The 17,398-nt window shown below is 39.0% G+C and carries 11 protein-coding genes; all 11 read left to right on the top strand.

Features of this window, described 5'->3' with window-relative positions; translation table 11 throughout:
• Positions 1-12 precede the first annotated feature (12 nt).
• The 11 genes from BuS5_RS03245 to BuS5_RS03200 all read left to right on the top strand — a co-directional run bounded on the left by BuS5_RS03245 (position 13) and on the right by BuS5_RS03200 (position 17,205).
• Positions 13-1,095, top strand: a complete 1,083-nt coding sequence (locus tag BuS5_RS03245; RefSeq protein WP_027353907.1) for a pyridoxal phosphate-dependent aminotransferase — start codon at positions 13-15, stop codon at positions 1,093-1,095.
• Positions 1,096-1,120: 25 nt separating this feature from the next.
• The gene (gene cbiB, locus BuS5_RS03240; RefSeq protein ID WP_035265386.1) at positions 1,121-2,038 is read left to right on the top strand and encodes an adenosylcobinamide-phosphate synthase CbiB; all 918 of its coding nucleotides are present in this window, start codon (positions 1,121-1,123) and stop codon (positions 2,036-2,038) included.
• A gap of 19 nt (positions 2,039-2,057) precedes the next feature.
• Entirely contained in the window at positions 2,058-2,849 is a 792-nt protein-coding gene (cbiR, locus tag BuS5_RS03235; RefSeq protein ID WP_027353905.1) for a cobamide remodeling phosphodiesterase CbiR, read from the top strand.
• 53 nt (positions 2,850-2,902) lie between these two features.
• Complete coding sequence (locus BuS5_RS03230; protein ID WP_084445924.1) at positions 2,903-4,168, top strand: TIGR03790 family protein; 1,266 nt, start codon at positions 2,903-2,905, stop codon at positions 4,166-4,168.
• Positions 4,169-4,456: 288 nt separating this feature from the next.
• Positions 4,457-6,733, top strand: coding sequence for a tetratricopeptide repeat protein (locus tag BuS5_RS03225; RefSeq protein WP_027353904.1), 2,277 nt, complete (start codon positions 4,457-4,459; stop codon positions 6,731-6,733).
• A gap of 5 nt (positions 6,734-6,738) precedes the next feature.
• A complete protein-coding gene (locus BuS5_RS03220; protein WP_027353903.1) occupies positions 6,739-7,872 on the top strand; it encodes a hypothetical protein in 1,134 nt (377 codons plus the stop codon).
• Positions 7,873-7,880: 8 nt separating this feature from the next.
• Positions 7,881-9,287 carry an AAA family ATPase gene (locus tag BuS5_RS03215; protein WP_027353902.1) on the top strand — a complete coding sequence of 469 codons (1,407 nt, stop codon included), beginning with the start codon at positions 7,881-7,883 and terminating at the stop codon, positions 9,285-9,287.
• A gap of 120 nt (positions 9,288-9,407) precedes the next feature.
• Entirely contained in the window at positions 9,408-10,010 is a 603-nt protein-coding gene (gene thpR / locus BuS5_RS03210) for an RNA 2',3'-cyclic phosphodiesterase (protein WP_084445922.1), read from the top strand.
• A gap of 535 nt (positions 10,011-10,545) precedes the next feature.
• Complete coding sequence (locus tag BuS5_RS20320; RefSeq protein ID WP_369707410.1) at positions 10,546-10,620, top strand: hypothetical protein; 75 nt, start codon at positions 10,546-10,548, stop codon at positions 10,618-10,620.
• A gap of 174 nt (positions 10,621-10,794) precedes the next feature.
• Positions 10,795-12,510, top strand: a complete 1,716-nt coding sequence (locus BuS5_RS03205; RefSeq protein WP_051374767.1) for a sensor histidine kinase — start codon at positions 10,795-10,797, stop codon at positions 12,508-12,510.
• A 264-nt stretch (positions 12,511-12,774) separates the two neighbouring features.
• Entirely contained in the window at positions 12,775-17,205 is a 4,431-nt protein-coding gene (locus BuS5_RS03200; RefSeq protein ID WP_035265372.1) for a protein kinase domain-containing protein, read from the top strand.
• Positions 17,206-17,398 lie beyond the last annotated feature (193 nt).

Raw genomic sequence — 17,398 nt, 5'->3', positions numbered from 1 at the left:
AGAGGGGATAGAATGCTTACAGGGCACGGCGGAAACATATTGAAAACAGCGAATATGCTGGGATGCAAACCATCCGATATAATAGACATGAGCAGCAATGTAAATCCTATTGGCCCCATGCCGGGTCTGCTGGCATTTATCAAAGAAAAGGTCGATTCCATATGCTGCCTGCCTGAAGTGGATGCAGCTAAAGCCAGGATTGCTTTTGCGGAAAGAAATGAAATTTTAGATAAACTGGTAATAGCGGGTAATGGTACTACAGAGTTTATTTATTCAATTCCAAGAGTTTTGAAAATAAAAAAAGCGCTTATATTCGGCCCTACATATGCAGATTATGCTGATGCCTGTATAATGAATAATATACCGCATCAATATTTAACGGCAGGGGAAACGGATGATTTTAAGCATGATATAAACTCAATAAATGATTCTGTTAATGATTTTGATGCGGTTTTTATCTGCAACCCGAATAATCCGACAGGTAATCTTGTACCGGCTGTGGAACTTGAAAAAATATGCCGGTACAACCATGATAAATTATTTATTATTGATGAATCATATTTGCAGTTTGTAAACTCTGCAAGCAATGAGAGCATGGTAAATAGAGGCATCGATAATATAATTGTTTTGAATTCCATGTCCAAAATTTTCAGAATACCCGGTTTGAGAATAGGATTTATGATTTCAAGCGCCGGTATTATTGAAAAATTTCGATTGGCCGCCATGCCCTGGACAATGAATGTACTTGCCCAGGCGGCAGTTATCTATCTTATGGAGCAAAAAGATGAGGTTGATCTTTTTATTGATCAAACCAGGGCTTTTATTCATATAGAAAAAGAAAAATTTTTAAAAAGATTTAAAGCGCTTGATAAAATTAAACTCTTTCCCGGCCAGGCTACCTTTATCCTTGCAAAATTATACGGCGGACTCAGTGCGGATTTCATATGTAAACATCTGCTGCAGGAGAGGGTACTTATAAGAAATTGCGCCAACTTTGTCGGTTTATCAGATCAATTTATCCGGTTTTCTCTGCAAGCAGGTGATGTAAATGATAATTTCGCGGAAAAACTTACAGCAATAATCAAAAAATTATAACAACATGGAGCAATTCTTTTCTTTTTTGATACTTCCGACGGCCTTTGCGCTCGATCTTGTAATAGGTGATCCGCACAACTTTCCACATCCTGTACGGTTAATGGGCAAAGCAATAACATTTGCAGAACCCCGCTTCAGATCGCTCAATTTAAAATTATCCTGGTCCGGTGCGCTGTTTGCTGTAGCACTGATTATTTTGACATGGGCCATCATCTTTCTCCTGGTTGCAACAGCAGGGTTAATAGATTCCGGCTTAAAAGTCGTTGTTGAGATTATTATTATATATTACTCAATTTCCTCCAAATCACTTAACGATGCAGCTATGGACGTCTATGCATCTTTAAAGCAGAATCGATTGAATGAAGCGAAACGCAAAGTCTCTTATATCGTTGGCAGAGATGTTGCGCCGTTAACGGAGCAAGGCGTGGCAAGGGCCACCGTGGAAACTGTTGCTGAAAATTTTGCAGATGGCGTGGTTTCACCGCTTTTTTTTGCTGCCCTTGGAGGCGCTCCCCTTGCCATGGCATATAAAATGGTCAACACATTGGATTCCATGGTAGGTTATAAGAATGAAAGATATCTTGAATTCGGAAAGCCTGCCGCACGGATTGATGATGTCGCCAATTTTTTGCCGGCGCGTATTTCTGTTCTATTTATATCATTATCTGCTCAAATACTTGCAGGCAGAGGATCACAGGCATTTAAATCGGCGCTCAAGGACGGCAGGAAACATTCAAGCCCTAATGCAGGGTTTTCCGAGGCCGCCTTTGCAGGTACATTATGCGTCAGGCTTGGCGGTCCAAATGAATATTTTGGAAAAATTGTCAACAAACCGTATATCGGCCAAAAGTTTAATGGCGTTGGCATTGATCATATACCAAAAGCTTCTGATCTTATGCTGGTCGCCTCCCTGATTGGTCTGCTTCTAATTAGTATCATATGAAAATATTTCCGGATAAAAAATGTACAAACCGATAGAAAAGTCTTACAAAAAAAGATATCCATTTAAACTCTGTACAACCTCCTATATATATCCTGATAATATTATCTCCAATGTGAAAATGCTGGCTCCATATCTGGATGAAATCGAGCTGATCTTGTTTGAAAGTTCGCCGGAGAGCCTTCCTGGCCTACGGGAGATTAAAACTTTACGTTCATTGGCGGATGGTTTTGATATTACTTTTAATGTTCATCTGCCCCTTGATATCTTCCTCGGCAGTTATAATAAAGCAAAACGGATAAAAGCAGTGGAAACCATCGAAATGGTCATGGGCCTCACATCTATATTACACCCTTCCACACATACACTTCACTTTGAATACGATAATACTTGTCAGGATGATAAGAGTTTACCAACATGGCAGGATTTTATCAGGACCGGCATGGAGATGTTAATAACAAGGGGAATAAAGTGCGAAAGCCTGTCCATAGAAACCCTTATCTATCCGTTTGAATGGGTTGAAAATATAATAAGAGATTTTAATCTTAAGGTCTGTCTCGATCTGGGACACCTTATATTGCAGAAAAAAAATATTGAAGAGGTTTTTAACAAATATTTCCAACTGGTACCGATCCTGCATGTTCACGGAGTTGAAAACAATAGAGATCATATCTCACTTGACAGATTATCTCAAAAGGAATCCGATAAGGTTATAAATATTCTAAAACGCTTTTCAGGAGTAGTCTCTCTGGAAGTCTTTTCATTTAAACATTTAATAGATTCTTTGCAATTCATAGAAAGAACATTAGAATAATTTAAAAATGGGGGTTGGTCATAACATCGGCCATCAGATGTCAAAGCTGAGCTATGGTGAAATTTGAAAATTTCTGGCATTATCGTTACGTCATTTTTGTGTTTTTGGCAGTCTGCTTTACATCATCTCCGTCTTTTGCTCTTTCACCTGGGGAGATTCTTCTCCTTGCTGATAAGAATAACCCTAAGAGCATTGAACTTGCCAAATATTATATGGAAAAAAGAAAAATTCCCGGGGCTAATTTGTTAAAATTAGATATCACCGAAAAAGAGACCTGCAGCCGGATGGCCTATGAAATGAAAGTAGCTGCGCCGGTTAGAACTTTTTTAAAAAATAATAATGTAACAGGGCGGATTCGTTGTATTCTGCTAATGTATGGTCTCCCTTTAAGGGTTGCAGCTCCACCGTTGAGTAAAAAAGAAAAAATTGAAATAGACGAATTCGACGATAAAAAGTTGAATATTGAGAAAGAACTAAAAATACTGAAAGCAGAGGACAAGAAAAAAACAAAAAAGCTGCAAAAGGCGCTGAAGAGATCAAAGGGAAAAAAGAAGCAGCGTGGTGTAATGGACAAAACGGCTTCTCTTGATTCTGAAATTACGCTTGTGCTGAACAAAGAGTATAAGCTCTCCGGGTGGCTTCCCAATCCTTATTATATCGGCTTTAAAGACAAGGCGTTGGCATTTAAAAAAAAAGATATATTGATGGTAAGCAGGCTGGATGGTCCGTCTTATAATATTGTTAAAAGGATAATTGATGACAGCATAAAAGCTGAGCAAACCGGATTACAAGGGACGGCATATTTTGACGCAAGGTGGGAAGAAAAAAAAAATAAAATACTCTCAGCGTATGAAATATACGACAAATCCATACATCAAGCCGCGAAACTCGTAAAAAAGAGAGGCATCCTGCCCGTTGTCATTGATAGCACGAAAGAACTTTTCAAGAAGGATGATTGTCCTGATGCTGCTCTGTATTGCGGCTGGTACAGCCTTGCTTCTTATATTGACTCTTTTTCATGGGCGCCGGGTTCTGTGGGATATCACATTGCAAGCAGCGAGTGCGTAACATTGAAAAAAAAAGAGAGCCGGGTCTGGTGTAAAATGATGCTTGAAAAAGGGATCGCCGCAACCATAGGCCCTGTTGGCGAGCCGTATGTGCAGGCATTTCCGGTGCCGGAAATATTCTTCGGATTTCTTGTAGACGGATATTTGAACCTGGCCGAAGTCTATATTATCAGCGTTCCTTGTTTGTCCTGGAAAATGGTGCTGATTGGTGATCCATTGTACCGACCTTTTAAGGGAACTTACAGAAAATAATCTACGCATTCTGTTTGCCCTTTTGTCCGTCTTCTATAGATTGTCACATAAATAATTTCACTGCGTTATCGGTCGTTGGAGTATTACAATACGCCTTCCTCCCTCTGGCCTTGTAAAATTTATTATCTGACAATCTATACGTTGCGGTAACAGTTGTATAGTTCACTATGCAACTGTTACCACGCCTTGAAGACGAACAAAAAATTTGCACGATATGCGTAGATTATTTCCTTCCAGTTCCCTTATGAAAATCAGACGATAATAAAATAAAGAACCTGGAGATTTCAAATGACTATTATAAAATCTTTTCTGCTCGTTATTCTTGCCTTTGTCGCAATATGCGGCTGCTCATCCGACGAAGAAAAAAAAACCTCATATCTTGAAAGCGGGAAAACGTATTTTGAAAAAGGCGAATATAAGAGCGCGGAAATTCAATTTAAAAATGCATTACAGATTGACCCGGAATATGTTGAAGTTTATCAACATCTTGGGAAAACGTGTCTGAAACTGGGGAACCCGGGAGGCGCGTTCAAGGCTTATTCCATGGCGGTCAAGCTCGATCCTGATGACACGGAAGCACAGTTGAAACTCGCTACTTTACTGATGCTGGGGAAACGATTAAAGGAATCAAGAAAAAAAGTTGATGCTGTGCTTGCAAAGGAACCAAATAATATTGACGCCTTGTTTCTGCTGGCCGGCCTGTTTGAACTTGAGCAAAATATAGAAAAATCCGAATCTGTTTTAAAGAATATAATAAAAATCGACGGCAAACAGATACGGGCATATATGGGCCTGAGCAATCTGCTGCTGCGTAAAGGAAAATTAGCAGAAGCCGAGGATGCCCTGAAGCAGGTGGTGAAAATTGATAAAAAAGCCGTTAAGCCGCACCTTGCCTTATTCAGTTTTTATTTAAGAAAAAAAGAATTTGATCTTGCGGAGACTGAACTCAAAAATTCAATAAAAATGAACCCTGAAAATTCAGATCTTCATATCATACTGGGAAATTTTTATTTCAGTCAAAAAAAGAATAAAAAGGCTGAGGCAGAAATGCTTGAAGCAATTAAAGTCGATCCTGGGAATATTAAACCACTTATGGCTTCAGCATCATTTTATTATACTTCGGGCAATAAAGATAAAGCCTTGGCAATGTACAAGAAAGCACATGAGCTCCAGCCTGAGAATGTCGGAATAATGGATAATATCGCCAGATTCTATTTTAAAAACAGGGAGATTGCCGCTGCTGAAGAACAGATTAAAGAGATTTTGAAAAAAAGGCCGAAATATTTTCCCACCAGAATGCTTAATAGCGAAGTTATGTTATTTAAAAAGGATTTTACCGGGGCCACAGTTCTGCTGGACCAGATCATAGACGAAGAACCTCAAGCTGCCATGGCGTATTACTTTAAAGGTGTCGCTCATCTTGGTAAAAAAGAGCCTAATATGGCTAAATCTGCCCTGGTCAAAGCCGTTGAGCTTCAACCAGGTAATATAAAGGCCCGGATACTCCTTTCTGAAATATATCTGCGCGAACGATCCCTGGAGCTTGCCCAAAAGGAGGCTGAAGAAATACTCGCGGTTTTGCCCAATAACTACAGGGCCAGATTGATTCTAGGTAATGTCTTTATGGCAGGGAAACAATTTAAGAAAGCGAAATCAAATTATGAATGGTTGATAAAAGCAGCTCCCGAAAACCCGGCCGGATATTTCAGGCTTGGTCTTATTTATCGGATGAGTAATGATTATGATGCTGCCATGGTAAATTTTAACAAAGCTTTGGAAATAAATCCCAGGCTCATGGATGTTTTTTCCAATGTGGTCATGCTTTATGCTGCCAAAAATGATTATGGAAACGGTATTAAAAAATGTGACGAGCAGATTAAAAAGGTGGGGGATATACCACCTGTCAATTCTATGATACATCATTTGCAGGGAGGACTATTTCTTGCAAAAAAAGATTATAATAGCGCTGAGGCGGCTTTTAAAACAGCCATACAAGAGGATCCTGATTTTATCCGCCCGTATTATTCACTGGCAAAATTATATCTTGCTGAAAAAAATGAAGATAAAGCTATTGAACAGATAGAGACCATTTTAAGCAAAAATCCTGATCAGACAGCGCCGCACATGCTTCTGGGAATTATTTACGATACACAGAAAAAGTTCGATATTTCAGAAAAACATTACAGGGCGGCATTAAAGGTCGACCCTGATTTTGCCCCGGCAGCCAACAACCTTGCATATCTGCTTGTTGAACATAATAAAGATCTCAATGAGGCCCTTAAATTCGCACAAAAGGCTAAGGAAAAGCTCCCCCTTGATCCTGGTGTAATGGATACACTTGGCTGGATTTATTACAATAAAGGATTATATGACAGCGCTATAAGCGAATTTAGCGACAGCTTGGAAAAACTTTCAGGAAATGCAATCATACATTATCATCTGGGGCTGGCGTATAATAAACAAGGTAAAAAAGATTTAGCCAAAAAAGAACTCGAAACGGCCCTCCGACTTAGTAATAGTTTCCCGGAGGCAGATCAGGCGCGAACAATATTGTCCGGGTTATAAATATAATGAAACATCCTTCATTTAAAATTTTAATGCTCTGCATAATTCTGCCGCCGGTGTTGTATATTTTCACTCTGCAGTTAATGGAGAATCAACTTCAAAAACGGTATACAGATGAAATAGAAGATATTTATATAGGCGACACCAAGCCTTTGTTTAATGGACGAATCAGTCTTAAAGGGGCTATTAAAAAAAATATCGATCAATATCTACTTAACCAGATCCTGCCGAGGTGGGGCGCCGATCTAAGGGTGGTTGTTACCACGAACCATGAAACAATGTTATACCCTGATTTTTCCGGGGAAGATGATGATTCAATGCTGGTGCAGGATCCGATGCGGCTTGCCACGGAAAACTACAACCTGTTAAATGAGGGCCTGAAGATAATTGTTGAACTGGAGATTCAACATAATACCTTGATTTCCAATACAATTATTATATTTTACATTTTAATATCCGTCATGGTGTTTTATTATTATTATAATGCCGGGATAAAAAGAATAAAGGAGAAGGATAGGGAAAAAAATCGTAAAATAGGGCGACTTATAAAGAATCAAGAAAAATATACATCCCGGATAGAGAGAATAAACGTAGAGAGACAAAAATTATCAAAGGAATTAAACATAATAAAAAAGGAACTTGATAATGAAAAGATAAAAGCGGACAAAATAGAGACTAATATGATAGAGGAAATAGTGGCCCTTGAAAAAGAAATAGAAGGAAGTCTCTTTTTCCAGCATGAACAGCAGAATGAGATAGAATTGCTAAAAGAAAATCTTGAACGACTGGAAAAAAGTAAATACAGGCTTAAGGCTGCAAAAAACATACGCAAGCGCTTCAATGCATTATATAAAAATATCAAAATTAACAACAAAGCCATTGATGGATTTCTTGGTTTGCCTGAAGATATGAAAATAAAAAGCGAAGAGATTATTCATCAGTTAAACGAAAACTCCTCGGTTATATCTATAAAAAGAAAGGTCTTTACCAAAAAAAGCAAAAAAACAGTCTTTGAGGTGATTTTTGCATACAGCGGCCGCCTATATTTTTCCAAAACAAAGGATAATAAAATTGATCTGCTTACAATAGGCACCAAGAATACACAAAATAAGGACTTGGAATTTCTTGATAATTTTTAGGAAAAAATATGTATCTTGAGCATTATAATTTAAAAGAGAAACCTTTTCAGATAAGCACAGATCCAAAATTCCTATGGCTTGGTGATAAGCATAAGGAAGCCATGGCTATATTAAAATATGGAATAATAGACAACCGGGGGTTTTTGCTACTTACAGGTGACGTAGGTACAGGCAAAACTACCCTGATCAATAGCCTGGTCAATGGTTTGGGAAAAAATACAATAGTAGCGGTGCTTCCCGATCCCGGGTTGGAACATCTTGATTTTTATAATTTTGTTGCACATGCTTTTAAGATAACAGCAAAATTCAAGACAAAAGGTGAATTCCTTATAAAATTTGGTGATTTTCTAAATCAGGCTTATGATAATGACAAAAGGGTATTGTTGATTGTTGATGAAGCCCAGCGTGTTACCAATAAAATGCTCGAAGAGATTCGACTCCTTTCCAATATAGAAAAGCAGCATACTAAACTGATCAATATTTTTTTTGTAGGTCAGAATGAATTTAATGAACTTCTAATAGAGCCGGGCAACAGAGCTTTAAGGCAAAGGATTACGATAAATTATAATATTGAGCCATTAAGTGAAGAAGAAACCGGAAAATATATTAATTTTCGCCTAAAAGTAGCGGGAAATCCAAACAGCATTTTTAATCCTGGCGCCATACGCGAAATCATTGCTTTTTCATCCGGGTATCCGCGCCTTATAAACATCATCTGTGATCATGCCCTATTGTCCGGATATGTCAAAGGTACGAAACAAATCAATGCCAAAATAATACAGGAATGTATTAAAGAATTGCAAATAACATCGTCTGAACCGAAAACCGCAACCAAAAAGATTCAACATATAAAAGAGACCCGGGCATCGACTGCCGAGCATACCGACCGGAAACCTGCAACAAGGAAATCCGATTATATTATTATTACCCTGTTAATTCTTTTATTCATATTTCTTTATGTAATGATAAATAAAGATCAGGATATTGTTATATCCGGAAAGCGACATGTAATCCTTAAGGAGGTTGTGGAGAATGACGAGGTTCCTCTTGTTGTAGAGGACTTGAGGGAAAAAAAACCTGAGGAAAAATTTATAATACATTTTGGCACCAATTCAAATGAGTTTTCGGAAGAGGCAATAAAACGTATTTATTCAATATCTGAAATCGTTAATAAGCATCCTGAAGCTGAAGTCATTATTACAGGACATACAGATTCCCTTGGTGACAAAAGTTACAACAAAACCCTATCATTGTTTAGAGCTAATATGGTGAAGAGTTTTATGCTTGGTAAAGGTGTAAATCCATTGCAGCTTAGAACGATAGGAAAAGGTTCAGAGGAACCGATGGCCACTAATGAGACTTCTGCCGGAAGAAGCGCCAACCGCCGGGTAGAGGTAGAGATTTTAAAAAAATAATTATAGATTGTCACATAAATAATTTCACTGCGTTATCGGTCGTCGGAATATTAGAATATGCCTTCCTCCCTCTGGCCTTGTGAAATTTATTATCTGACAATCTATGTTTTACTGTGAATTATGAGTAAACTCAACAAGATCCGTGCCTTTATATGTTTTAAGCTTCCTAAGCGGCTAATTTCATCCATTTGCAGGATACAAGAATCTGTTAAACAATATGAGTTGAAAATAAGGTGGGTGAGGCCTGAGAATATTCATCTTACAATAAAATTTCTAGGGGATATCAGTTGGTCAGACATAGATGATATCGGAATGGCTATAAAAGAGACGGCTGCAGACTTTGCGCCATTGCTTTTATCCGCCCAGGGATTAGGCGTCTTCCCAAATCTTAAACGGCCGCGTGTTATATGGATCGGACTCTCCGGCCAGGTTGAAGAATTCATCGGTTTGCAAAGAATGCTCGATAAAAAGCTGCGGCTTATCGGCTTTCCAAAGGAAAAGAGGCCGTTTAAAGGGCATCTTACAATAGGCCGCGTAAAATGGCGATTAGATGCCCGTCAACTTTCTGATATTATTAATCGATTTAACAAATTTGAAACAAAACAATTTTTTGGTGACAGGATTTTTCTGATGCAGAGCGAATTAAAACCGTCAGGCCCGATTTATACAAAGTTGATGAGCGAATCCTTAGTGGGGGACAGTTCTTCATGCGGAAATCTTTAGAATCATCTCCCTTAATGCGTGTACCCTATTTAAGCAATTTATGTCTACAGCTTTTTTAATCGCCCTTAGCGATCCTTCCCCTTTTTTCCCTACTTTTCCCAAATGCGTACGTTGCAAAACTAAACTTTGCGTCTCTTAACAGCGACAAGCCCTACCTATTTTCGCTTCCTGATTTTGGGGCAAACGCATATGAGTCCAAGATAACCGATAATAGTTAATTATTCTTACCCATTATTTGTTACCACAAGCATATGCGTTTGTTTATAGATTTTATTTTTAATTAAAACAGTGCGTTATTGGTTGTGATAGTTAGGGGGGGGGATAAATATCCTAAATATCTTGCTCCAACTAAAGCCATAATTAGAATTGCTGGGAATGCGGTTACCCTGGTTGACAGTTATAAAAAAGTTGTATAAAATTAAAAACGAGTGCTTGAACTGAGCCCGGAAGAACTTTACGTCGAGCGGCAGGAAAAAGCGTTGCCGATCCTTGAATCGTTTAGGGTGATACTGAAAATGCCATCAGGCCATTTGTCGTGGGTCGCAAAAACTGGCTGTTTTCCGGTCAAGTTAAATGCTTAGTGCGGTTTATTGAGCGCTTACGCTCCTAAAAGCTAAATTGAGCGATTAACCAAATTATTTAAACTCGCCATTGACCATTTTTGAAACCATGTAAATACAGTTGCTTATAAATAGTGGGTTCCGCATATCTTTCACTCCCACCGATATTCCTTGCCTGTCATGGGATAAATTATATTCAAAGTATTAGCTAAAAGAGCATCTATATGGTTAAATTAAAATCATACTCTATTCTTAATGGCAGGCTGATAAAAAATTTATCAATAACTAAGAAACTTGCGATAATTGTTTTTACTTTTTTTCTGGCTGTATTGGCAATTGCAAGCATTATTGCAACCTGGCTTCTGTCTGGAGCCAGGGTTTATGTCAGCGGAGAAGGGATCTACTCCAAAGCTCAGAAAGATGCTGTTTGTAATTTATATATGTACGCCTGTTCTCATAACGAAGATAAATTTGAAAAATTTATGGAATGCATGAAGGTGCCTTTAGCCCATCAGAAGGCGCGTTTGGAATTGGAAGAAGATAATGCTGATTTAACAGTTGCCTCCCAGGCATTCGTCGAAGGTGGAAACCATCCGGAAGATGCAAGAACCATGTCGTATATCTTCAAATACCTAAGACATGTCAGCTACGTTGACAGAGCAATCAGCTTATGGGCTGATGCCGATCGTTATAACATTGAATTGAAAAGTTTGGGCGAACAATTACATAAAAGCATTTCCAATAATCAAACAAATAAAAATCTTCAGTCGATACTTGATGAGATATATATCCTGAACTCTGAATTGAAAACCACCTTAAATGAATTTTCAGCGGCATGTGGAGAAGCAGCCAGATTATCCAGAAAACTTTTAGTGTACCTCATTATTCTGACAGCTGTCATTTCAATTACAGCCGTCGTTCTGATATCATTATTAATTTCAAATGATATCAAAAGAAAGATATTTTTACTAAAAGAAGGCGCAGATAGAATCTTAAAAAGTGATTATCAGACGAAGATTGATGTATCATCGACTGATGAATTAGGTACGCTTGCTGTAAGCTTTAATGAAATGTCGGACATGCTGCTTCAAACAACATCAAGCCTTGAAGAAAACAATAAGCGATTTATAACTATGCAAAAAGAGATGAAAAAAGCTCGAGACAAGGCGCTTGAATCATCCCGTCTCAAAACCGAGTTTCTTTCCAATATGAGCCATGAAATCCGCACTCCAATGAATGCGATAACAGGTTTTACTGATATCCTCCTTTATACCAATCTGGATGAAGAGCAGATCAATTATGCAAAAAAGATAAAAGTAAGCGGACAAGCCTTGCTTTCCCTGATCAACGATATTCTTGATTTCTCCAAGATAGAAGCCGGAGAGCTGGACATTGAAATGATTACATTTGATATCAAACTTTTAGTTCATGAGGTTTGTAATCTGATTCGGTCAAAGTACAAATCAAAACCGATAAAAATTATGACTCAAATTTCTGAAAGAATTTCGTTTTTAGTAACAGGAGATCCGCAAAGGTATCGTCAAGTACTTAACAATTTGATGGATAATGCCTTTAAATTTACAGAGTCAGGAGAAATTGAACTTGCCATTGATATTGAAGATGAAAAGGATGATTTGATAAAAATTCATGCCACGATTAGAGATACAGGTATAGGTATTCCAAGAGATAAACTGGAGACGATTTTTACGCCTTTTCAACAGGCTGATGGCTCAACTACAAGAAAGTACGGAGGTATCGGTCTTGGTCTTTCGATCGGCAAGCGGATATCAAACCATATGGATGGTGATGTTTGGGCCGAAAGCCCCGCCTTTTATGAATCGAACTCCTCTGCTTCATTAATTCAGGAGGCGGCATCTATAGCAGGAGGTCCTGGAAGTATCTTTCACTTTACTGCATGGCTTGAAAAGCAGAGATCGTGATTTAATTTATGACTTAATTTATGACTCATCAGTTTTCGTCGATACTACAACTATACATAATTTCTGAAACTTTATGAATGAACCGGCTGATAGACCAGCTTATATAGATTGTCAGATAATAACCCGATTTTAAAATTTGGCACAAGGCCAGAGGGAGGAAGGCGTATTATAATACTCCGACAACCGATAACGCAGTGAAATTATTTATGTGACGGTCTATAGAAAGGTCTTCTGTCAACTTTCATACACTTGGAGAAAAAACTAATGAACGGCATCCATACTATTTTAAATTATAATATTTTAAGAAAAATGGGTCAAAGTTTGCACTCCGAAGTCTTTTTGGCCAACAAGAGCATCCAATCCGAACATCTTTTAGTATTAAAACGTATCAAACAAAACCTGATAAGATCCAAAAAGGATCTTCACGATCATCTAAAACAGCAGATCGAACACCTTCAGCAGCTTCGGCTCCCCAAAACAATAAATCCTGATCTGTATGTACCTGATGAAAGCAGACTTTTTCTGGTTTGTGAATACTTTGACGGCCAAAATCTTTTTGACTGGAGAAAAGAGAGAGATAAAGTCGAGTTAAACGATTTTTTCAGCATTTCATGTTCCATCGTAAAAATTTTAGAGGGTATTCACAAGGCAGGTCACTTTCATTGCGGAATAAAGCCTAATAACATCCTTATCAATCCAGGCACCCTCGATATCCGGCTGATCGACCTTGTCAGGGTGATTCATTTTAAGGATATCAGTCATTTTATTTATGATGACAGCTTCAGAAATAATACGCTGTGCTATGTTTCTCCGGAACAGACAGGACGAATCAAACAGAGTGTAGATCATTTAACGGACTTTTATTCACTTGGAATTGTCTTTTACGAGCTTTTAAGTGGAGAGTCCCCCTTTGCATCAGATGATCCCCTGGAAATCATTCATTCCCACCTGGCTGAAGATCCGCCTCTTTTGCATCAAGTTAATCCAAAGATTCCCGAAATCATCAGCAATATAGTCGCAAAGCTCATACGAAAGGAACCTGAAAAACGTTATCAGACCGCCCATGGGCTGCTTCTCGATCTCTTGCGCTGCCAGGATGAATACCTGAAAACAGGAAAAATCAGACCCTTTACCATGGGTCTTAAAGATTATATCAACCGCATAAATATTCCATGCATCATGATTGGAAGGGATGAGGAAAAATCAATGCTGCTGAAAGAACATGCCAGGTCAATTTCCGGTTCTTTCCGCTGTGTTATGATTTCAGGACTTCCGGGCATCGGCAAGACCCGGCTGATTCAGGAACTCCAACTGCCGATCGTTGCCTCCAAGAGCTATTTTACCCTGGGAAAATTCGATCAGTTCCAGAAAGATGTTCCATACAGTACATTGATCCAGGCATTTTCATATCTTATAGTAACCTTTCTTACCGAAGATTCGAGCAGGATAATGCACAGGTGTAAAGACATAACCAAGGCTCTGGGACCGAACGGTAAACTGATTGCAGATCTGATTCCGGAACTTGAGCTGATTACAGGCTCTTTTCCCAAGGTCTCCCCCCTGCCGCCTGCCGAAGCCCGCAGCCGGTTTAACCGTACAATAGAAAGATTCATATCCTGTCTTGCCGACTATGATCATCCCCTTACGCTTTTTATAGATGACCTCCAGTGGTGTGATACCGCTTCCTTTGATATTATTAAAAATATTTTTAATAATTACAAAGATTACCCCTATCTTTTTCTCTTGGGGGCTTATCGACATAATGAAGTTAGCGAGACTCATCCATTGAGCCGAATACTTAAAAAAGTCAGAAAAACAGGTACATCCCTGCTTGAACTTCGCTTGCATGAATTGAATTTAAATTATTCAAATGAAATGGTTGCCCATATCATCAATACTTCTTCTCTGCGGACAGATGCATTGACAAAGATTGTATTTTCAATTTCAGAGGGAAACCCCCTTTATTTGAATGAAAGCCTTTCCTGGCTGCACAGGAAAAGACTGATCAATCTCGGAGAAGACGGCGTATGGCAATGGGATATTGAACAGATCAAGAAGCATGAGATTCCGGATACAATTGTGGCGTTATTTACAGACAAGATAAGAAGGCTGCCGATAAAAACCGTCAAACTGCTTCAGATTGCAGCCTGTCTCGGAGCAAGCTTCAAGGCCCTTGACTTGAGCCTGATAACCGGCAAAGATCTGGATATTCTTTATCAGGATTTATCTGCCGCATTTGAGCAGCGTGTATTGATAAAAGGGACTTCACACCTTAGTTTCTTCCATGATAGAATTCAGGAAGCCGTTGATAAAACCCTTGATGCTGAAAAGCTGCGCGATCTTCATTCACATATCGCCGAATCTTACATAAAAGCTGTTCCAAAAGGAACCGAACTGAAAAAAGTTGATAATCTTTTTTCCATTGTTGAACATCTGAATAAGGGAAGGAAACAGAAACCTGAAAGGGCAATTCGTTATCGAGACGCAAAGCTTAATTATCATGCAGGGGAAAAGGCTGTCGACGCTCTTGCCCTTGAAGCGGCCAATCGTTTCTTTAAAGAGTGCCAAATGCTTTTACCCGAAAATTCCTGGGACACGAATTATGAATTTACCTTTAAAGTATATAAGAGCCTTGCAAGAAGTGAATTGACCCGGGGAAATCAGGAAAAATCAGAAGTTTTGCTTAATCTGCTCCTCGAAAAATCGATTACAGATCTCGACAGGGTAGAGTGTTTATATGAGCAGACAGCCGGCTTTTCTTCACTGGGCTATTTTGAAAATGCTATTGAGACTGCAAACCGAGGCCTTGCCTTTTTTGACAAAGCGATTCCCAAAGATGATGTCCTGATTTTATCAAAGTGTGAAGAACTAATCAAAAAGATCCATAAGGAAAATCCGGATGTATGGAAGACAATTCTTGAAATGGAGCCCACAGATGATAGAGCAATTCGGATTGAACTCGCCATATATAGTGAACTTATTCCCGATTATTACCTTTCCGGAATGGTTTCTCAGCTTTTTCTTTCAGGTATTCAATCCACTCAAAACTGCCTTGCCGGAGGAATGGATGAATCGGTGATATATTCGTTCTGTATTATGGGGCTTTATCTTCAACAGCGAGACAAGTTTGAAATGTCGTTCAGGTATGAAGACCTGGCCGTTGCATTATCTGAAAGATATCCAAATACATTCGGCGCTACTAGGGGAATAAACGGAATCCTTTGGTGCAATGTTCACAATCGAAGCCGTCCGGAAGATATTGTCGAACTATGCCTGGAGAATATACAAAGAGGAAAGACCTGCGGAGATCTTTACAACGGAGGCCTTTCTTACGCCCCGCTGATATGGAATTTGATTACCAAGGGAGAGAATTTAAGCAAAACAAAAGAATATGTTTATGAATGTATAGAGTTCACCAATAAATATAACCTTTCTTTGTCGTCAGGACTTGCGGAAGCGGTTCTGGCTGGATGGTGTGATGAGATAAACCCAGGCAGAACAGTGACCTCTATCAAGGATATGGATGGTAAAATAAAGCAATGGATTCAGGATAAGCACGTTGTTTCAATCGGTTGTTACTATACTTTAAAAGGCATTAGCCTCTATTATCTGGGTAAGTATGACGGTGCCGTTCTCGTTTTTGAAAAGGCCGGATCATATCTAAGAGGTCTAACCGACAACATACTTAACAGGCTTTGGTTTGTTTTTTATTTTTTAACGATACTAAGATGTGAGAAGAGAAAAGTTTCAACCACTGAAGTGGAAAAGCTGAAGAAAGAATTGGATCTGTGTATGGGAAAAGTTGAAACGTGGTCAAAACAGGGACCGATTCTCAGACCTTATCTTGCGTTAATGAGCGCTGAGAATGTCCGTTTTACCGAGAGTACTGTCAATAACTTTAAAGAAGCGAGAAATCTTTACTTCGATGCCGCAGATACCGCCCACGAGCATGGTTACATACTCCTCGAAGGTCACATTCATGAATGTTTAGGCGAATTGCTGGCGGCTAGAGGCCAAAGGCAGGCACGGTTTCATATTCAAGAGGCGGCCTTGCTTTACGGCAGGTGCAATGCAGAGCAGAAACTGATCCTCATCAATAACAACTACCCCCAATATCTTATTTCAGAGCAGTGGACGCAAGCTTTGCCGATTCAAGAACTTGATACTTCATATCTTATGAAGGCATCTCTTGCTATCTCGCAAGAACTCGATTTGAGCAAGCTCTTAATAATAATAATGAAATCGGTTATGGAAAGGCAGGGGGCTTCAAGCGGTTATCTTTTCATGGAAACTAAAGGAAAACTCTTTTTGAGAGCTGAAGGGATTAAGGGAAATATCCTCGATGTTGCATTAAAAAATGAACCTTTCCCCCATACCAGGGGATTGAGCCATGCCATCGTCCGTTATGTTCATCGCACAAAAAAAACCGTGATCCTTGAAAATGCTATGGCTGGAGGATCTTTTGCCTTTGACGAAGATGTTCAGAAATTGAAAATCCGTTCAGTCTTGTGCTTGCCGATAATGAAACAGCGAGAGATGAAGGGAATTCTTTACTTGCAAAACAATATGATCAGCTCAATGTTTACAAAAGACCAGGTTGAGTTCACCAGTCTTTTAACTTCCCAAGCAGCAGTTTCTATGGAAAATGCCATACTGGTTGAGGAGTTGAAGAAGGTTGAAAGGCCGTCGCTGTAAAAAAATATTTCGTCCCCGTTCCTTATCTATTACGAGTTTGCCTAAACCCGATTCTTACTCCTCTGCCACGACATCAAATCGCAGTCCACTGACACCTTCGCCTGAAGATATAATTTCAAAGATTTGTGAATATTATAATGTATCGTTCAAAGAATTGCTGGTGACCCGGCGTGTTTTTTTCACTAAACCTCGC

The organism is Desulfosarcina sp. BuS5 (assembly GCF_028752835.1).
GTDB lineage: Bacteria > Desulfobacterota > Desulfobacteria > Desulfobacterales > BuS5 > BuS5.
This window is presented reverse-complemented; position numbering and strand designations above follow the sequence as displayed.